The organism is Bacteroides sp. AM16-24 (genome assembly GCF_003471885.1).
Taxonomy (GTDB): domain Bacteria; phylum Bacteroidota; class Bacteroidia; order Bacteroidales; family Bacteroidaceae; genus Bacteroides.
Map to the genome: position 1 here is coordinate 21397 of NZ_QRKI01000008.1, position 21643 is coordinate 43039.

The 21643-nt window shown below is 42.4% G+C and carries 11 protein-coding genes; 8 read left to right on the forward strand and 3 right to left on the reverse strand.

Annotated features, from left to right (window positions below; translation table 11 throughout):
- Positions 1-69 precede the first annotated feature (69 nt).
- The 8 genes from DW182_RS11020 to DW182_RS11055 all read left to right on the forward strand — a co-directional run bounded on the left by DW182_RS11020 (position 70) and on the right by DW182_RS11055 (position 18770).
- Positions 70-2793 (forward strand): glycosyl hydrolase, encoded by a 2724-nt coding sequence (locus DW182_RS11020; protein ID WP_118295644.1) that lies wholly within the window; start codon positions 70-72, stop codon positions 2791-2793.
- Positions 2794-2815: 22 nt separating this feature from the next.
- Entirely contained in the window at positions 2816-5545 is a 2730-nt protein-coding gene (locus tag DW182_RS11025) for a glycosyl hydrolase (RefSeq protein WP_118295549.1), read from the forward strand.
- 20 nt (positions 5546-5565) lie between these two features.
- A complete protein-coding gene (locus DW182_RS11030; protein ID WP_233564130.1) occupies positions 5566-7059 on the forward strand; it encodes a glycoside hydrolase family 28 protein in 1494 nt (497 codons plus the stop codon).
- A gap of 11 nt (positions 7060-7070) precedes the next feature.
- Positions 7071-8612, forward strand: a complete 1542-nt coding sequence (locus DW182_RS11035; RefSeq protein ID WP_118295550.1) for a glycoside hydrolase family 28 protein — start codon at positions 7071-7073, stop codon at positions 8610-8612.
- 72 nt (positions 8613-8684) lie between these two features.
- On the forward strand, positions 8685-11276 hold the full coding sequence (locus tag DW182_RS11040; RefSeq protein ID WP_199678579.1) for a glycoside hydrolase family 3 C-terminal domain-containing protein: 2592 nt from the start codon (positions 8685-8687) through the stop codon (positions 11274-11276).
- Between the two features lie 12 nt (positions 11277-11288).
- Positions 11289-13118: a glycoside hydrolase family 127 protein gene (locus DW182_RS11045; protein ID WP_118295552.1), complete on the forward strand. Its 1830-nt coding sequence runs from the start codon at positions 11289-11291 to the stop codon at positions 13116-13118.
- A 36-nt stretch (positions 13119-13154) separates the two neighbouring features.
- Positions 13155-17129 carry a two-component regulator propeller domain-containing protein gene (locus DW182_RS11050; RefSeq protein ID WP_118295553.1) on the forward strand — a complete coding sequence of 1325 codons (3975 nt, stop codon included), beginning with the start codon at positions 13155-13157 and terminating at the stop codon, positions 17127-17129.
- A 12-nt stretch (positions 17130-17141) separates the two neighbouring features.
- Positions 17142-18770, forward strand: a complete 1629-nt coding sequence (locus DW182_RS11055; RefSeq protein WP_199678580.1) for a glycoside hydrolase family 43 protein — start codon at positions 17142-17144, stop codon at positions 18768-18770.
- 101 nt (positions 18771-18871) lie between these two features.
- Here the strand turns inward: DW182_RS11055 and DW182_RS11060 are convergent, their stop codons facing one another.
- The 3 genes from DW182_RS11060 to DW182_RS11070 are packed head-to-tail and all read right to left on the reverse strand — an operon-like array spanning position 18872 to position 21511.
- Entirely contained in the window at positions 18872-19903 is a 1032-nt protein-coding gene (locus tag DW182_RS11060; RefSeq protein WP_118295554.1) for a DUF4857 domain-containing protein, read from the reverse strand.
- A 36-nt stretch (positions 19904-19939) separates the two neighbouring features.
- Complete coding sequence (locus DW182_RS11065) at positions 19940-20608, reverse strand: hypothetical protein (protein ID WP_118295555.1); 669 nt, start codon at positions 20606-20608, stop codon at positions 19940-19942.
- 15 nt (positions 20609-20623) lie between these two features.
- Entirely contained in the window at positions 20624-21511 is an 888-nt protein-coding gene (locus DW182_RS11070) for an ABC transporter ATP-binding protein (protein ID WP_118295556.1), read from the reverse strand.
- Positions 21512-21643: the final 132 nt, after the last annotated feature.

Here is a 21643-nt window from a genome sequence, read left to right on the forward strand (position 1 = left end):
AGTATATCTTCCTCTCCTTGTCTTGACAGGGGGAGGAGGATATTTTAATAATGATTAATGATGCATGTAATGAGAAAGTGTATTCTGAGTTTGCTTTTGCTCTTTTCTTTTGGCTTGATGCTGGAAGCTCAACAGGTAGTTTCCAGAAATGACGCCCGGAAATATACGGCAGAAGAGCGACCGTGGATTTGGTGGTTCTGGTTGGGAAATGTCGTGTCGGAAGATTTGATAGACCAACACTTGGCTACTTATTCGAAAGCCGGATATGGAGGGGTAGTTATCATTTCTACTTATGGAGTGAAGGGATATGAGGATAAGCAGATAACTTATCGTAGTCCGGAATGGTACAAAATGATCCGTCATACTCTGAAAAAAGCCTCGCAATTAAATCTGAAAGTAGATATGGCTTTGTCGTCAGCATGGCCTTTCGGAGGAGCACAGGTCATGAAAACAGATGGAGCCAAGTTTTTGAAAAGAGTAGATAGTTTTGAGGCGACTGGTAGTATAAACAGGAAATTGATAGAAGATACAGCCAACGAATACACTGTTTCTGTGTCAGCATTCTCTGATAAGGGAGCTTATCTTGATTTAACTTCCAGTGTAGATGCCGGTGGAAATCTTGGTGCTTTGTTGCCCGAAGGAAAGTGGCGGGTTGAAGCTGTGATAGGAGGTTTTACCAACCAGATGGTGAAACGTTCCTCACCCGGTGGTGAAGGGCTTGTCATTGACAATTTCGACAAACAGGCTTTACTGAACTATCTCAAGGATTTTGAAAAGGATTTGGAAAGCATGAAGGGAGTTCGTGCATTATTCAATGATTCGTATGAAGTATATGGTGCTGATTATACATCAACTTTCATAACGGAATTTGAGAAGAGACGTGGTTATTCGCCCAAACCTTACTTCTCGCTTTTGCTGAAGAATGAAAAAAGTGAACTTGCAGAAAGGTTCCTTTGTGATTATCGTGCCACAATAGCCGACCTGATATTGGACAACTTTGTGAAAAATTGGACTGATTGGAGTAATAGCCATTCTTTTAAAACGATGGAACAAGCTCATGGTAGCCCTTCTAATCTATTGGATATGTATGCAGCGGTAGATATTCCCCAATGCGAATCTTTCGGACCCAGTTGTTTTGACATAGACAAAGTACGTGTTGATGAAGCTACGCGCAGAGAACCGTATAAGCGTCCTGACGTCCTACACATGAAGTTTGCCTCTTCTGCCGGTAACCTGATGGGACGCCCTTTGGTATCAAGTGAAACGGCTACCTGGCTGACCAATCATTTTCGTACGGCACTATCGCAAGTGAAACCTGAAGTAGATAAGCTGTTCCTTGCCGGTATCAATCATATCCATCTGATAAGTGCCACGAATACTCCTCTCAACTCTGTTTATCCGGGTTGGGTCTTTTATCCGGCACCTGATTTCGGACCACGTTCGTCACTGATGGATTATATGCCCGATTTTAGTCTGTATATTTCCAGGGTACAGAATGTTTTGCAGCATTCCAAACCAGACAATGATGTGTTACTTTATTATCCGGTCTTTGACTATTTCAGTGAGATTAAAAAAGATCTTGGAGTACTTGCCATGATGGACCATATTCCTACTAAATGGGGAAGCGACTGGCCGTTTGCTGTCACGGCCCGTCAATTAAAGGCTTCCGGTTATCAATTCGATTATGTGTCTGATAAGTTATTGCAGAAGATGACCGTTCAGGATGGAAAAGCTAAAAGTGCGGGAGGCAGTCTTTATAAAGCGATTGTTATACCTGCATGTAAAAGGATGCCTATAGAAACCATGCGGAAACTTATGGAATTGGCTAAAAGTGGTGTTCCAGTGATTTTTGATAAAGAGATGCCGGGAGATGTTCCCGGACTCAACGAGGTGAGCCAGCGTTTGCAAACCTTGTTAGTGCAACGGGAAGCGATGACAACAATGCCTCAAGTATCGGTGGTGAACAATGTAGATTCTGTATTGCAAATCTTGTCTGTCCCCAAAACTGTTCTTCCTGCATGTGGTTTGGAGTATATTCGTAAAGAACTGGATGGAGGAAAGGTTTTTTTCATAGCTAATCAGAAGAGTGATTTCCAGCAAGGTGAAATTATATTGGATCGATTCTATCGCAATATAACAGCTTATAATCCTATATCCGGGCATTTTTCATCTTTGGCTTTGGCTGAACGAGAAGGTAAAAGTCTGGTAACTCTTCAATTGCAACCTGGACAATCTGTCATTCTGTTTGCTGATTGTGGTAGGAAGAGTCGTGTTCCCTATGATTATTTTAAGGGAACCGCCATTCCTTTACAAGCTCACTGGACAATTGATTTTGAAAAAGGCCTGGATAGTCCGGCAAGCGTTTCAACTTCTGAATTGATTAGTTGGACTGAGTTGGGAGATAGTACCCATTGCTATTATAGTGGCGTGGGAATTTATAGAACGGCTTTTGATCTTCCGGCCGGACTGGAAAAGGCCACCCGGATACGTCTAAAGTTCACGGATGTACGTGATATGGCAGAGGTGTTTGTTAATGGAAGATCCGTTGGAAAGACTTGGTCAGTCCCTTATCAAGTAGATTTTGGTGCGAACCTACTCGGAAAAACGGGAAATAAATTAGAGATCAGGGTTCAGAACATTGCAACCAATCGCCTCATTGGGATGGATAGATATCAGGTGCAATGGCAAGAATGTTATGTCGCTGATCCGAAACGCCGTTCATTTAATACAGCCGATTGGGAATTGGCACCTTCCGGATTGATTGGAACAATCGTTTTAATAGGTAATAGATAAAAATACTAACACGTGGCAATTCATGAAAAGCAAAGATTTGAAGAAACTGATACTGAAATGCGTATTGTCGGTTATGATGCTGAATTCTGTGCCCGGCTGGGCTCAGCAGCAGAAACTTTCTGATTATAGTGCAACGGAGCGCCCCTGGTTGTGGTGGTACTGGTTGGGAAGTGCAGTCGATAAAGAGGGGATAGACTGGCATTTGCAACAGTTTAAGGAATTGGGATATGGTGGAGCAAGCATTGCCGCTACCTATGGAGTAGAAGGATATGAATCAAAATATATTCCTTTTATGAGTCCCCGTTGGATAGAAATGATGAATTATACAGCGGAGCAATCCCGAAAATCGGGTATGCGGATAGATGCTTCGCTTACCTCGGCATGGCCTTTTGGCGGACCGAATGTGACATCTGATATGGCTGCACAATATTCTGTTGTGAACCGTTTGTTTACAGCTATGCCTGGTGAGAATGTTGTAATGGATCTTTCTGCCCGACAAAAGGGGAAGTTGCATGTTTTGAGTGCTTACTCTACTGATGGAGATTATTTGGATCTTACGTCAAAAGTTGGAACGGATGGAATTTTGCGCTTTACATTTCCTGCGAAAAAATGGGATGTTTATGGCTTGTATTCAGTACCTACAGGGCAGATGACCAAACGTTCAGGACTGGGTGGTGAAGGACTTGTTATAGATCATTTCAATAAGATAGCTGTCGAAAAGTATCTGGAGCGTTTTGATTCATTGTTTTTGTCTTCTTCCGCTTTAAGGGCTACATTCAATGACTCTTATGAAGTATATGGGGCCGATTATTCTTCTGTGTTGCTTGATGAATTCAAAGCTCGTAGAGGATATGATTTGAGGAAATATCTTTATTTGCTCGATCCGGCAAATAAGAGTGATGCAGCTCGGAGGGTACTTTGTGATTATCGGGAGACTATTTCCGATTTATTATTGGATAACTTTGTTGACGTATGGCATCATTGGGCTGAAAGACATGGAGTGAAGACAGTGGAGCAGGCACATGGCTCTCCTGCTAACTGGCTCGATTTGTATGGGGCTTCTGATATTCCACAGACAGAGTCTTTCGGAGCAAGTCCTCTGCATATTAAGAATGTGCGTATCGACCCGCTTTATAATGAGAAGTCATTTGGGCGTCCTGATAAGATGTTGTTGAAGTTTGCCTCTTCCGCTTCGCATGTAATGGGCAAGCAACTCACTTCATCGGAAACCGCTACTTGGCTGGGTGATCATTTTAAGGTAGCTCTTTCACAGGCAAAACCTCAGATAGACGAATTGTTTGTAAGTGGAATAAATCATATAATGTTAACTTGTGGAGCTTATTCTCCTAAAGAAATTCCATTTCCCGGATGGCATTTTTATCCGGCTGCGGATTTCGGGCACACAACGGCTTTCAAAGAGATGATGCCGGATTTTTCTCTATTTGTGGCACGTAGTCAACAATTGCTGCAAAATAGTCAACCGGATAATGATGTATTGCTTTATATGCCGATGCATGATTTATGGACCGAGTGTGACGATGAGGATGGGCGAAGTAAACTAATGATGTTTACCATCCATAACCCGGACAATTGGTTTTACAGGCAAGATGTAGGTGATATTGCCCGTACTCTGAAGCGAGAAGGTTTTGATTTCGATTACATCTCCGACAGACAGTTAGCCTTGTGTAAAAGCAGCGGTAAACAGGTGATAACTCCGGGACAGGCATCCTATAAAGCTATTGTCGTGCCTTGTTGCAAACGAATCCCGTTAGGGACTTTACAACAATTAGAGAAATTGGCTGCTTCCGGAGTCAATATCATCTTTGCCTATCGCATGCCTCGTGATATTCCGGGATACTACAATGTAGAGGTACAACGTTCCGAATTACTTTCTTTGTCTGCTAAATTGAAAACATATTCTAATGTGATAGTAGATGCTAATTATACTGAATCATTGAAACGAATAGGAATACCCAAAGAGGAGTTCGGAAAACACCAGCTTGAGTATATCCGTAAAAGGAATGAGAAGGGAACTTTTTATTTTGTGGCAAACCAAAGCAATGAATTTCAGGAAGGATGGATACAGCTGGGAAAGTCAGCTGATAGAGTAACTTTATTCAATCCTTTGACAGGCGAAAGCGGAGTGCCTCGGACAGATGGGCAGAGGCTCTTCTTGCAATTAAAACCGGGTCAATCCTGCTTTATAAAATTATATAGTGATGGGGAGTCGGTATCATGGGATTATAATGAAGTGATTGCTTCTTATCGTATAGGTGATACTTGGTCTGTTTCTTTCAAAGAAGGTGAACCTCAGTTGCCGGCATCTTATCATACTGAGGTGGTTAAAAGCTGGACGGAAGCTCCTGATACGTTGGCGCGTTATTTTAGCGGCACGGGTATTTATGAAACTAGTTTCAACTTGCCTTCTGTGCGTGCCGAGCATTACCAGCTCTCATTAGGAGATGTCCGGGAAGTTGCAAAAGTTTGGGTGAATGACGTATATGTGGGTTGTTCGTGGTCGGTTCCTTTCGAACTGAATATAGGAACAGGGATCCTGAAGAAGAAAAATAATAAACTTCGCATTGAAGTACGCAATTTGGACGCTAACCGAATGATTTGGTTAGATCAAAATAAAACTCCCTGGCAAACGTTCTTTATGGTAGATGTAGCTTATCGTAATTTTAGTGCTGCACATTGGGAGAGTGTACCTTCTGGTCTATTAGGGCCTATAGAATTGAAATGTTGTAAATGAGAAAACAAAAGATAATGAACATGAAGAAACTGAAGATAGTATATTTACTGGCCTTTTTTTGTCTGATGCCGTTGAGTGTATTTGCGCAATATTTTAATGTGAAAGACTATGGAGCGCAGGGAAATAAAAAATTGTGTACCATTGCTATTCAGAAAGCGATTGACGCAGCTGCCAAAGCCGGTGGAGGACGAGTAATAGTTCCAGCGGGCGAGTATCTGAGCGGTCCTCTTTTTTTGCGAAGTAATATTGTTTTTGAGGTTTGTTCCGGTGCCACAATTTATTTTCATGATGATATTGCTGATACTCCGGTTATTATGGGGTCGTGGGAAGGGATTGAACGGAAAGTATATGCCTCTCTTCTTACTGGACACGATTTGGAAAATGTAACCATTACCGGGCGTGGACGGATAGACGGACAGGGAAAAGCCTGGTGGGATGCTTATTGGGAAACAGACAAGATACGTACGGAAAAGGGTATTCGGGAACGCGAGCCGGAAAATCCGGAGGGCTCTCCGTTGGAGTTTCCTCGTCCCCGTATGATTAATTTATACCGATGTACTAATGTACAGATATCTGATATCTCCATTACGAATTCTCCGGCCTGGACTATCCATCCGGTTTATTGCCGGAATGTGAATATTCAGGGTGTGTCTATAATACAGCCTTATGAATCGCCGAATACGGATGGAATAAATCCGGAATCCTGCAATGGAGTGCGCATTTCCAACTGCTATGTTGATTGTGGAGATGATTGTGTTACAATCAAATCCGGTTATAACGAACATGGGCGTAAAGTCGGTATACCTTGCGAAAATATAACAATCATGAATTGTACTTTTGCACATGGTAGGAGTGCGGTAGGTATTGGGAGTGAGATGTCAGGTGGGGTTCGGAACGTGACCGTGATGAATTGTGTCTTTAAGGGAACGCTTCGCGGGTTACGGGTAAAGACCGGGCGAGGACGTGGTGGCATTGTAGAAAACTTGCTGGCAAATGGCATTGTCATGGAGAATCTTCGCGAAGGGATTTCCATAGATATGGGCTATGAAGGAACTACAGATAAAGTATTTCCAGTGACAGAGGAAACCCCCTTCTTTAAAAATATCCGTTATTCAAATATAACCGGTTGCAATATTGAACAGGCAATCAATATTGTAGGATTACAGGAAGCACCTCCTCAGGACATTCTTTTGGAGAATATCCGGCTGGAATGCAAGCAAGGTTTGGTCGCGAATCATGTGGAGCGGTTAACATTGCGAAATGTAGAATTGTTGTCTTCGGATGGAAAATCTCCTTTCTCTATAACCAATGGTGCAAGATTGGTATTGGATAATCTGTCTTCCGGTCAGTTGTCGAAAGAATATCCTATGCTTGATTTGAAGATGACAAGTGGAACGGTTCTGAAAGATTGTATTGTAACATTCCCCAATAAAGGGTGGTTTATGCAATTGACTGACTGTGAGGGAACCGAATACCTGAATAATTTATTGCATGATGCTTTGATAACTAAATAAGATAGAAAACTATGAGAAAGAATACATGGATATATCTGTTGGTGGCTTTGTTTTGTGTGTCTTGTTCTGTGGACAGAAGTAAAGATGAAAGTCTTTCTTTCCGGTTGATGCCGGCATTGGGTGACGCACCTTTGAGTAAACAGTTTCGTGTAAGTGTAAATGGTAAGGACGCAGTAGTTGAAAAGATGGAAAAGATTGATATTCCGATTCATTACGTGCAGATAGTTTATGACGGAACATCTCCGCTTCAAGTTAGTGTAAGGGTGGATAATCCGATTCAGAACTATACAGTCAGTCCTATGCGGAAAAACATCAAGGCCAATGTCAGCGGTAACCAACTATCGTTCGCAGTCGACTCGGCCGCTTACCTTTTGGTGAAGATTAATGATCTGGAAGACCTGTATTTACTTATTAATCCCAAAGTCGATTATCAGGCACAGGTAAGCGATAAGGAAATTGTCAATATTCTGAGCTTTGGAGTCGATTCTACGGGAACGAACAAAGAAACGGAAAAAATCCAGGCAGCCATTGATGAAGTCTCACGTAGAAAGGCAGTGCTGTATTTCCCCAAAGGGAAATACTATACGGGCGAGTTGTACATGCGTAGTGATATGACAGTTTTATTGGCAGATGATGCATTGATTATGGGGAGTACTGATCCGGCGGATTATCAGGATAAATCGTTGATACGTATGGATGGTGTATCTAATTTCCGTATGTTAGGTTATGGAACCATTGATGGTGCAGGTTGGGCAGGTCTTCGTAAGAATGGTGCACGCGAATTTCATTTGCTTTATGCATCCAATTGTAAAAATGTACTTTATGACGGAGTTGTTCTTCGTGATCCTACATTTTGGAATACACGTGTCTATCGTTCAAAGGAGTTTCATATGAAGAATCTGAAAGTACTGAATAATCGTCCCTATAAGAATTGGACCAATACGGACGGAGTGGATTTTGACTCTTCAACGGACTGTTCCTTGGTAAACGCAGTGATTCATGCCGGTGATGATAATGTTGTGGTGAAAGGACTGGATAGTGAACGGGAATACACTACGGAACGTATATTATTTGATCATATTTTAACTGTCAGTAATTCCGCAGCAGCTAAAATAGGTACGGAAACTTGCGTAGAACATTTCAAGGATATTGTATTCAGAAACATAGATGTTGTGAAGTGTAAACGTGGAATGGTGATTAATGGCTTTGACTCGACTCGTATTGAAAATGTGCGGTTTGAAAATATAACCATTGAGCGCTTTGATTTTAATGGAGCAGAAGCTCCTCGGTTAATTGATTTTGAGATAACGGATAAAAGTTGGAGAGAGTGTACGGGGAATTGTGTGATAGACGGAATTGAAGTTTCGAATGTCAGTGTATTGACCAGTCTGAATGGAGTTGATGCACAGATTTTGGGAAAGGACAATAGATATGGTATTAAAAATGTGACTATAAACAGATGTTCGGTTTTGGGTAAACCTATTACTTCGGCAGATGATATTCATTTATCGGTGAATCCGTTTGTACAAGAGATTGTTTTTACTACTGATTGATGATTAATACGATGAACTATGATAACTTGTAATAGTAAAATACTGTTTTGTCTCTTTTTTATAGAGAGCCTTATGACCGGTATATCGGCTCAGCAATTCAAATATCCGTTTCAGAATCCGAAATTGAGTACGGAGGAGCGGGTGAAAGATTTGGTCAGTCGGATGACACTTGATGAAAAGATTTCTCAGATGATGTATCAATCACCAGCCATAGAGCGTTTGGGGATACCATCTTATAATTGGTGGAACGAATGTTTGCATGGAGTGGCGCGTGCGGGGCAGGCAACTGTTTTTCCACAAGGGATTGGTATGGCAGCTGCTTTTGATGATGAATTGATGTTTAGGATTGCCGATGCGATTTCTGATGAGGCGAGAGCCAAACATCATGATTTTGTGCGGCAGGGTAAGCGGGGTATTTATCAAGGACTTACTTTTTGGACTCCCAATATTAATATATTTCGTGACCCACGCTGGGGAAGAGGGCAGGAGACTTATGGAGAAGATCCTTTTCTTTGTGGTAAACTGGCTTTGCAATTTGTGAAGGGATTACAGGGAAATGATGCCCGCTACTTGAAAACGGTAGCGACAATTAAGCACTTTGCCGTTCATAGCGGACCAGAACCCTTGAGACATGAGTTTGACGCTGAAACTTCGGAAAAGGATTTAATAGAAACATATTTACCGGCCTTTAAAGAAGTGGTGGAGAATACGAATGTAGAATCTGTAATGTGTGCTTACAATCGCTTTAGAGGAGAAGCCTGTTGCGGTAGTAGTGAACTGCTGCAGGAATATCTGCGTGAGAGGTGGGGCTTTAAGGGATATGTAGTATCCGATTGTGGGGCTATTCGTGATTTTTATACAGATCATAAAGTGTCGGCTGATGCTGCCGAGGCTTCTGCATTAGCAGTGAAAAGAGGGACTGATCTGAATTGCGGTGTAGCTTACCGGGGATTGCGGGAGGCTGTGGAGCGGAAGTTGATAACGGAATCGGAAATAGATCAATCTGTGATGAAGTTGTTTAGTGCACGGTTTAGGTTAGGAATGTTTGATCCGGTAGACATTGTTCCCTATGCCCAGATTCCGATGAATGTGGTAGATAGCGAAAAGAACCGGCAAATAGCTTTGGAAGCGGCTCATAAATCTATAGTTCTTCTGAAGAATGATGGAATACTGCCCTTAAAGAAGTCAGTAAAGAAGATTGCGGTTATCGGACCTACGGCGAATGATGATGAGACATTGTGGGGAAATTACTGTGGATATAATAAAAATGGTTTGACGGTGTTGCAAGGTCTTCAAAATAAGATGCCGGATGCTGAAATCAGATATGAGGCAGGCTGTGAATTATCTGAAGATTTTCCACAGATTGAGCCTGTTGCCGCTGATTATCTTTTTACTGATGTTACGGGGCAAAATAAGGGTGTAAAAGCCGCTTATTATAATAATCCTAATTTGTGGGGTGAGCCCAAACATGTTTTGATTGAAAGAGAAATCAATAATATCTGGTGGGATAAAGCACCTTTTACAGATTTGCCAGATGATAATTTTGGGGCAAGCTATGAAACGTTTATCCGTATTCCCGAAACAGGAAGGTACGCGTTAGGTATAGAGGGTTTCTACGGTTATAAATTTTATGTGAATGATTCTCTGACTTTTCAATATGGGAATGTACATCATCCTCGTAAAAACTTCTATTTACGTTCTTGTGAAGCGGGAGAAATGATAAAAGTAAGGATTGAGTATAGGCATGAAATTGTAAATCATGCGTTAATCAAACTTTTATGGGGGCGTGCGGACAATCATGTCCTGATGAAAAAAGCTGTTGCAGTTGCACGGAAATCGGATGTGGTTATATTATGTATGGGAATCAATCAGAATCTGGAAGGAGAAGAAATGACTGTGAAAAGCAAGGGCTTTGCAGGGGGAGACCGTACAGAAATAGACTTGCCTGATACTCAGAAACAACTTGTTGAGGCTATTTGTAAATTGGGAAAGCCTACGATACTTGTTTTGCAAAATGGCAGTCCTTTAAGTATTCCCGCAGAGCATAGGAAAGTGAATGCAGTTATAGAAGGATGGTATGGAGGGCAGTCAGCCGGCACAGCTTTGGCTGATGTCTTATTGGGCGATTATAATCCTTCGGGACGTTTACCTGTCACGGTTTATCAATCTTTGGAACAGCTACCGGATTTTGAGGATTATAGCATGAAAGGAAGGACATACCGTTACTTTTCGGGGAGGCCACTCTATGAATTTGGTTATGGTTTGAGTTATACCTCCTTTAGATATGATAATTTGAAATTGCCTGTTCGGATTGCGACGAATGAAGCTGTAGAAGTATCTGTAGATGTCACTAATGCAGGGCGCATGGACGGAGATGAAGTGGTGCAAGTGTATATTTCGCATGAGGGACTTTCCTTTGACACTCCCATACGCTCACTGAAAGGCTTTAGAAGAGTATCTCTGAAGAAAGGGGAAACAAAGACGGTTCGTTTTCTTCTTGAGTCGGATGATCTGGCTGTTACGACTGAGGAAGGACATATTGTTGTGATGCCTTGCACGGTGAAGATAGCCGTTGGGGGGAAACAACCGGATGCGGTGTCATTGAAACGAAATGCTGTCGTTGAAAAGAATATAGAATTAGTAGGTAATCCCGTTAATTTATAAAAGAAGAATGCCATGAGAAAAAGAATTGTTTATTTATTATTGAGTATAGGGTTATTTAGTTCGTGCGCTCAACAAGATATATCTTTTACACGCAAGATGGAGCCTGTAAATTTTTCACAGGTTACTATTACAGACCGATTCTGGAAACCCAGATTAGAGACACATGCTGCCACAACATTGGGAGTTTGTATTGAACAATGTGAGCTTGCCACAAACCGTGTGCGTAATTTTGCTATTGCTGCAAAAGTTATTCCGGGAGAGTTCGAAGGATTGGTATATGATGACTCGGATCTTTATAAAATGATTGAAGGTGTATCTTACTCATTAACAAATCATAGTAATCCTGCTTTAGAGGCCAAAATAGATACGATTGTCGATTATATCTCAAAAGCACAAATGGAAGATGGTTATCTGATGACCTACTATATATTGGGAGACATGAATCAGCGTTGGACAGATATGGATAAACACGAAATGTACTGTTGCGGACATTTAATTGAAGCTGCCATTGCCTATGACGATGCAACCGGTAAAAGAAAATTGCTGGATGTTGCCATTCGTTTTGCCAACCATCTGATAGATACTTTCGGACCAAACAAAAGGGTTTGGGTACCTGGCCATCAGGAGATTGAACTTGCTCTGGTGAAACTCTATTATAAAACGCATGATAGTAGGTATCTTGACTTTTCTAAGTGGCTGTTGGCTCAACGGGGACATGGAGCAGGAACCTGGGATAGTCCGGATTACCATCAAGATCTGTTGCCTGTAAAAGAACAGCGCACAATTTCCGGTCACGCGGTTCGTGCCATGTACATGTTTACGGCTATGGCGGATGTGGCGGCCGCTACGAATGATCGGGAATATATGGTTGCATTAGATTCGTTGTGGCATGATGTTGTTGACAGGAATATGTATCTGACCGGAGGAATTGGTTCATCCAGAGAGAATGAAGGATTTACTGAGGATTATGATCTGCCAAATGACAAGGCTTATTGTGAAACTTGTGCATCTGTCGGTATGGTTCTGTGGAACAATCGGATGAACCTTCTAAGCGGAGATGCCAAATATGCAGATGTACTGGAACGTTCAATGTATAATGGCGCTTTAGCCGGTATTTCTTTGTCGGGTGATAAGTTCTTTTATGTGAATCCACTTGAAACAGATGGTACGCATCATCGTAAAGTGTGGTATAGGACGGCCTGTTGTCCGAGTCAGATTTCTCGTTTTTTACCTTCTATTGGTAATTATCTGTATGCAAAATCGGATAAGAATATTTGGGTGAACCTGTATATTGGTAGCACTGCCCGTATTAACTATCAACAAGATACTATTGAAATACGACAGGTTACAGACTATCCGTGGGATGGTAACGTGCGTTTTGAGATAAAAACGGAAAAGCCGTTTCAGTCGGGCATTAAATTCAGAATACCTGAATGGTGTAAACAGTATAGCTTGTCATGCAACGGACAGCCACAATTAGTAAAAAAAGAGCTGGGATACGTTACTTTGGAACGTGACTGGAAAGACGGAGATGTGGTGGAAATGAATTTGGACATGGAAGTGGAAGTTGTTGAAGCTGATCCGAGGGTTAAGGAGAATGTGGGTAAACGTGCCATTCAACGGGGACCACTGGTCTATTGTCTGGAACAAGTGGATAATCCTATTATAGAAAAAGCTTTCATAACTTCGGAAATGTCATTCACTACTGCTCGTAATACAGATTTGGGAGTAGTGGAAATAGTGGGTACGACAGCTGATGAAACTCTTAACTTCATACCTTATTATGCATGGGACAACAGGGAACCCGGTAAAATGAAAGTGTGGGTTAATTATAAAAAGTAGAGTATATTTGTAGTAAGAACCTGAAACAGTGAAACAATGAAATCATTCCGGGGATACATATTTTGCATTGCTGTATTGATCTGTCAGACCGTGTGGGCTGCGGGAAAACAATTTCATTTTACTCATCTTTCAATGGACGACGGACTTTCGCACAATGACATCACTTCCATCGTTCAGGATAAGGATGGCTTCATGTGGTTTGCCACTCGTGATGGTTTGAATCGCTATGATGGAAATAAAGTGAAAGTATATCGCCACAAGGTTAATGGTAGAATACCATTTGATGTAAATTACATATTATCACTCTGCCAGGATCAAAACGGAACACTTTGGATTGGTACTAAGGGTATCTCCCGTTATAATGCAAAAGGTGACTCTCTAGAATATTTTTGTCAAAAGACAAAGGAAGGGAATACCCCTTCCGATATGATTGTTTCTATCAAGGTTAACTCGGATGGCTGGGTTTACTTCCTGGAGAAAGGGACAGGAGTATATTGTTATAAACCCAAGTCAAACGATTTCCATTTTTACCCGTTTAAGGAGAGTGGACAGGAACACACCACTTTTTCGGCTACTGCTATGTGGATTGACGGCAGTAATCGTGTCTGGCTTGGCGGAGATAAAGGAAGATTATTTTTGTTGGACCAGTCTTCCGGCAGGTATCATTCGATGAAGATAGATTGTTTCAAATCACTGAATGACCAGTTGCAAGTAATAACCGGTAATGAACATTTCATTTATTTAGGTTTCCAATACTCAGGCATTATACGATATGATTTGGACAAGAAGAGCTTTTCTTTTCTTACTCTCGGGCAAGATGATGGAGAAATGGTATTTGTGCATGATATCCTTATTGATGAGAATATACTTTGGGTAGCAACCGAGAAAGGGTTGCTTATTTATGATGAGACAACGAAGCACACCACTCGTTTGATGAGAGATTACTTTGATCCTTTATCATTATCTGATAACGCTATCTATGCCGTTTATAAAGATCGTGATAACGGTTTATGGGTTGGTACGTATTTTGGTGGAATCAATTACGTCTCGTTGGTTCAGAATCGTTTCATCGAATCATATTATCCTTTGGTAGATAAATATTCGTTGAAAGGCAAGGCAGTCAGGGAAATTTGCCAGGATAGTGTGGGGAATATCTGGATTGGTACTGAAGATGCCGGTCTGAATTGTTTTGATCCGGTTACAAAAACAATGAGTCCTATGGATATCGGATTGGATCACTACAATGTGCATGGAATGAAGATTATCGGTGACGAATTATATATTGGAGTGTTTTCGGGGGGACTTAATATTTATAATCTGAAGACAAAGAAAATATCTCATTATTATATTTCAGACGATAGATATAATGTGGATAATTCCATCTATTCTATTTGTTATGACCGCCGGAAACGTATCTGGATCTGCACTCAGGGAGGTGTGTATTGGTTTGACCGTTCGACCGGAAAATTTACTCCTGTGAAAGGACTTGAAGAGGTGTATGTACATAATATCTGTGAAGATTCGGCAGGGAATATCTGGTTGGCATCAATGGGGAAAAGTCTGATTTGCTATACTACTGGCGGAGAGGTCGTGAACTATCAGGAAACGTTGTATCAGAAGACAGGCTGCATCATTAATCGTATTTTGAGTGTTTACGAAGATCAGGAAAAGCGCCTTTGGATTGGAACTTCGAGTTATGGATTAATTTATTATAATCCTGCCGAAGGGCAGTTTATCCGTTACTCCATGTCCACTGGGCTACCGGATGATATGGCTTATAAAGCCATTCAAGATAATTTGGGGAATATCTGGGTAGGAACAAACAGAGGATTGGTTCATATTAATCCTTCGACCAACAACGTTCGCGTATTCACAAAAAGTGATGGCTTGCTAACGAATCAGTTTAATTATAATTCTGCATTTAGAGATATGCAGAATCGTTTGTATTTTGGTACGATTGAAGGTTTGTCGGTTGTTGATCCCTCCGAAATAAAAGAAGACTTAAGTTTTCCGCCGGTTTTTCTTACTGGTTTTCAACTTTACAATAGAGAAATGTATCCCGGTAAAGGTTCACCTTTAGAACAGTCGATTACCTGTACCAAAAAACTGGAACTGAATTATAATCAGAATTTTATTAGTTTTGATTATGCTGTCCTACGTTATGGAGCCTCTCAAAAGAATGCCTGTTATGTAAGATTAGAAGGTTTGGATAAAGATTGGATGCTTGTGGATAACGCTCCCCGGGTATCTTATTCAAATTTGCGTCCCGGGAATTATAAATTGGTAATAAAGTCCTCTAATAGTGTAGGAGAATGGAAGGAAGCATGTACGCTGGATATTCATATCTTGCCACCCTGGTGGGGAAGTACCTGGGCTTATGTTTCTTATGGAATACTTTTGCTGATTGCGTTTGTCTTGCTGTACTTCTATGTAAGAGAACGGATACAGAAGAAACAGAAGCTGTTGATTCAGAAGGTTGAACAAGAGAAAGAGCATGAGTCGTATCATGCCAAAATCGAGTTCTTCACGAATATAGCACATGAAATAAAGACACCTTTGACTCTGATAAAAGGCCCTTTGGAATATATTATCCATAATAAGCTATTTGATGAAGAGACGAAGGAATCATTGGATACGGTAATGAAGAATACGGAAAGACTGCTATCGTTGACTTATCAGTTGCTTGACTTCCGACGTGTGGAGGCCAAACAAATGCGGATGAATTTTGAGCAGGTCGATATTGTTCTGCTGTTGCAAGCCATTTATGACCGTTTTAGATTGCCGGCCGAACAACAAGGGATTCGGTTTGATATCTCTTTACCGGAATCTGCCTTATCGGCAGAAGTGGATGTGGAAGCTTTTACTAAAATTGTTAGTAATCTTTTCACGAATGCTCTGAAGTATTCCTCTACTTATATTAGTGTAGTATTGGCCAGGGCGGACAATGAGCATTTTGTGATCAGTGTAGAGAATGATGGTGAGATTATAGCCCGGCAGATGCAGGAAAAGATTTTTGAACCTTTTGTGCAAGTATCTTCGCAGGGACAGGTTAATTCGGGCAGGGGGCTGGGACTTCCATTAGCCCGCTCGTTGGCACAGTTGCATGGGGGGGATTTACAGTTGGATATAGCTTGTACGGATAATAATCGTTTTGTACTGCGGCTTCCATATTCCCATTATGAGATAAAAAGCGAAAAGCTGTTGGATGAGGAGGCGGAATTAGCCTCTATGAATTGCAAAGAAGGTAGGGGACAACAAACTCTATTGATTGTAGAGGATAATCTGGAGATGCTTGAATTTATCTCAAAAAAAATGATGGGTAGCTATGAGGTACATCGGGCAATGGATGGATTGGAGGCTATTAAAGTATTGAATGAGTTGGAGGTTGATTTAGTGATTAGTGATATTATGATGCCGAATATGGATGGTATGGAATTGTTGAAAACTATAAAGTCTCAAGTAGAATATAGCCATATCCCGGTAATCCTACTGACTGCAAAATCAAATCTTCAATCGAAAATTGAAGGATTGGAGCTTGGGGCGGATGCCTATATTGAGAAACCTTTCTCATTAGAATATTTACAGGCGCAAGTACAAAGCCTGCTGAAGAACAGGAAGCTTGTGAAGGAGCTGTTCAATAAACGTCCGTTGACAGAAGCTAATGTAGTAGCATTAACAAAAGCTGATGAATTGTTCGTTCAGAAGGTAAATGCAGTGATTGAGGCTAACCTGGCCAATTTGCAGTTTAGTGTCGATTTGCTGGCCGAGAAATTGAACATGAGCCGTTCCAGCCTGCATCGGAAAATAAAAGGATTGTCGGACTTAACTCCGAATGATTACATCAGGTTACACCGGTTGAAAAGGGCAGCTTTACTCCTTCAGGAGGGTAGTCATCGGATAAATGAAATTGCGTCTATTACCGGGTTTACCAGTTCCTCCTATTTCACGAAGTGCTTTCAGCAACACTTCGGAATGTTACCTAAGAATTTTTCAAAGACTATTAATACTTAAATGACATACGATATGATTAGAATGAAAACATCCCGTGTACATCTGCTGGCACTATTCCTGATGCTTGCAGTGAACGTTTCCGCGCAGAAAACATTTAAGAATCCCATATTACCGGGATTCCATCCGGATCCTTCCCTGTGTAGGGTAGGGGACGATTATTATATGGTTACTTCCTCTTTTGAATGGTTTCCGGGCTTACCGGTTTTCCATAGTAAAGATTTAGTGAATTGGGAACAGATAGGTCATGTGCTGAACCGTCCTTCCCAGCTGCAAATGAAAGATGGGTTAAAGGCTTCATGGGGACTTTGGGCACCGACTATCCGTTATCATAATGGATTGTACTATGTGATTTGCACCGCTACTGGTTGCGGTGGAAACTTCTTTGTCACTGCCAAGAAGCCGGAGGGACCTTATAGTGAACCTATCTTCATAAAAGATGCTCCGGGCATCGATCCTTCTCTCTTCTTTGATGACGATGGAAAGGCCTGGTACTGCGGAAGTATTAACGGTAATGACAAGACACCACCTCGCCGTTATCCGGCAGAAGACCGTATTTATATACAGCAGTTGGACCTTGCTACCGGTGAGTTTATTGGCGAACGCCATATCGTTTCAAGCGGTTATGCCATTAACAGTCCGTATGCGGAAGCTCCCCACATTTATAAGATTAACAGGAAATATTATTTGATGATAGCTGAGGGAGGAACCTGGGAAGATCATGCCGTTTCTATTTTTACGGCAGACCAGGTGACCGGTCCCTATACCCCGTTTATCTGTAATCCGGTGTTGACGCACAGGCATCTGGGAAATGACATTGACATTACTACCATCGGACATGCCGATTGGGTACAGACACAGAATGGTGACTGGTATGCCGTCATGCTGGGGGTACGTCCGGTGAATGGATATAATATGTTGGGGCGTGAAACGTTTCTTACACCGATTTCTTTTCAGGGCGAACAGCCAATCTTTAACCCGGGAATTGGCAGGGTTTTGATGGAAGATAAATTTCCTAACCTGCCGGAATCCCCGGTAGCATTACTTCCGGTCCGTGATGATTTCGACACTGATTCGCTAAGATTCTGCTGGAACTTCTTGAGGACTCCTTTTGAGCGTTGGTACGAATTGAAAAATTCCCGCTTGTATATCAATCTGAGACCGCAAAAGGCAACGGAACTGGTGAATCCTTCACTGATTGCCCGCCGTGTGGAAGACCATCGTTTCAAAGCGATTACTTCCATGAATTTTAAACCCTCTTCCGTAAACGAAGAGGCGGGAATGATTATCATGCAAAATGATAGATTTCAATACCGGCTGGTGTTGGTTGGTAAAGGAAAGACCCCTCAAGAACTACGTCTGATACTTGTGAAAGATGGGAATGAAGAAATCCTGGCCAGGGTGCCTTATAAAATAAATGAGGTGGTACTAGCTGTACAGGGGGACGGATTGAAATATTCTTTCTTGTATGGTACTTCTGAGGATCAGTTAGAGTTCTTGGGTAAGGATGTGGATGCAACAGTATGTAGTACGAATGTTGCCAAAGGATTCATTGGCCCTTTTGTTGGAATGTATGCCAGCAGCAATGGGAAGGTAAGCAAGAATAAGGCTGCTTTTGATTGGTTTAGCTATAGCAAATATTAGTAATCCGGTTTAGGTTTGCTGCTTCTGAATCTATGCGGGTTTGTCAAAACTGAAATTTCAGTCTTGACAAACCCACAATATAATATATAGTATTTCTTTTATCAGAACCTCGGTTTCACATACTTATCCCGTGAAGAAGTAAACCGTAATCCCGGTACTTTGCTTCCCTCCGTCGGGAAGCTGACGGACTTGATAAGTGAGTAATCATCCGCATCCAATGCATAATATTCGTCCGCGTCAGCTGTTTTCACGCAAACCGTCCAGTCGAACATATTCCCGAAGATAGACAGGGCATCCTCTTCGGGGTTGAAGGAAGGAACTCCGGTCTTGACCACATCATAAGTCTTATTGTTCAGCACATAGAAGTTGTTATCCATATCCGTCAGGAAACCCAGTGTCTTGCGGTCCTTGAATTCCGTGATGAAGAGATGCTTCGCATTTAAGCCTTCGGGCAGGGAAATGGCACGCACATACGGGCGTCCTTTCGTTTGTTTCAGATGGAAAAGTTTTCCCTCATTATCCAGAATCAGATAACCTTCATCGTACTCCTTGCGAGTGGTGGGATTACCGGCCAACCGGCGGGCTGGGAATTTGAACCCTTTCTTCACCATAGCCTCTGTGAACAGTTGGCTTTTGTCAGCATCTACCGTATTGGTTTTCATACCGATAAATTCAATTCCTTTTGAGGTGATACGGAACACATCATCGGGCATAGTCAGATCCACGCGTCCCGACATACTCTCCAGCAAAGGATAAAGTTCTATCTTGGAGGCATTGATATCCGAAGCTGCCGAGCGGAAGCTGAAATTCGTAAGCTGCACTTCACGCGGAGTGACGGCAACACCATTGATGCTGTCCGGGAACCGCTCATCCGCCATAAGCTGGCGCATGTAGAAGAACGGGAGAATACTGTCCGTCTGCTCCTGTGTATATACATTGCCGGACTGGTCGCGTCGTACCACGCCTTTGCCATCTTCATTGCCCATGGAGAGGAAGTCGCCGAGGACACAACTGTACATGGAGAAAGGAACTTTCGATGGCTTTGCCGCAAAGAAAGAATAACACCAAGGCAACTGCCAGATAATGAGCAATGCAATGGTGATGTATAAGAATATTTGACTAAAACGTTTCATTGTCTTTTTCGTTCTTAATAGTGAATGTATAACCTGTTAATCTTGTTCTCCTGCCTTGAACCGTGCAATGGAAAGCCATGAGAGACTTGCCGTGAGCAGGGTGTAGATTGCCATCCAGGGCAGGAAAGCGTTGTAGGCTTCCGGTGCCGGAGCCAGGAAGAAGATACGCAACAGCAATACAGAGATTACCAGATTGAGGACGCGGCGTTTCCAGGTCGGTTCCAGGCATATCCATGAAATCAGAAGATAAGCGGCAATACCTGCCAGATACCAGGGAAGAGCTGTCAGCAGAATCCGCGAATAAAGTTCCGGAGCCAGGACGCCTTGCATGTAAACCGTCATCAGCACGTAGTTGGCGGCAAAGCAGATAAGTAACACTACCAGTCCGTAGAGCAGCATCAGGTTAATCATCCGCAGTTGCGGGTAGGGCAGGTGTAATGTCAGTTTCAGGCATTTATGGTGCATTTCGGGTACGAATTGCACCAGGGCAAGCAGTATCCCGACCAATAGAGGAATAAATTCCAGTAAATCCACGAACACGGTATCCCGTGCCAGCATAACTTCCCAAACGTGTTCCACGCCTTTCATACTGGCAACACGGTTGATGCGCAACATCGAGTATCCGGCAAAACCGAGCGTTACAAGCAGTGCAAGCAACAGATACCAGCGGGTTTTAATCCATTCTTTATAAAATATAGCGTTCATAATAGTTATTGGTTATTAGTATTTTCCCGTCAGTCCGATAAAAGCATCTTCCAGGTTTACAGTCTCGCATTTCAAATCGCTGTAAGGCACTTGCAGCGATTTGAAATGGTTTTCTACTTCTTGTTGAGGCAGGAACGAGAAGGTTTCCAGTGTATTTCTGATAAGAGACGGATGGTAGAAATCCTTATCTTCCGGCATCTTGTAACCTTCGGGCAACGTGCAGGTATAGCGGCGTATCGTGTCCAGCAGTTCCTTTACGGGCTGCTGGATGAGGATGCGTCCGTAATCCATGATGATGCAGTCGTCTACCAGCCGTTCCATATCCTGAATGATGTGCGAGGTCAGGAAAACAGTTTTGTTTTCCGAGCGGGCATAGTCACGCAGATAGTCCACGAAGAGGCGGCGGTAGCCGGGGTCCAGACCGAGAGAGAAATCGTCCAGTACCAGCAATTCTGGGTTTTGTGCTAGGATAAGTCCCAGTGCCACTTGCGAACGTTGTCCGCACGACATACGCGAGATGCGTTGTCCGGGAGCTACTTTCAGTTTGTCCATCAGGTCGTAGTACGCTTCTTTGCGCCACTGTCCCGGATAGAAAGCAGAATAAAACTTCTCAATCTCCCGGATGGTCATGAACTGATATTGCACGTGTCCCTCGATGAGCAGGCCGATATTACGGCGCGTCGAAGGATGCATGGCCTGAATGTCCTGTCCGAAGATGGAACATTGGCCGGAGCGGGGTTTCAGGTAACCGCTCAATATATTGATCGTTGTGGTTTTTCCTGTACCATTCTTTCCCAGCAGTCCCAGGATGCGCCCTTTAGGCACGCTGAAGCTGAGGTTTTCGTAAATTAACCGTTTGCCATAATAGTGCGTCAGGTTATTGCATTCAATGATATTCTCCATTGATATCTTTTGTTTTTAGTATTGAACCTATTTTAATTACTCGTTAGCTGCATGGATTGATCTCGGAACTCCTGTAGGTAATTCTGTTTACCCCAAATGGTAACTCCATTTACATGCCGGGGTAAAGACCGT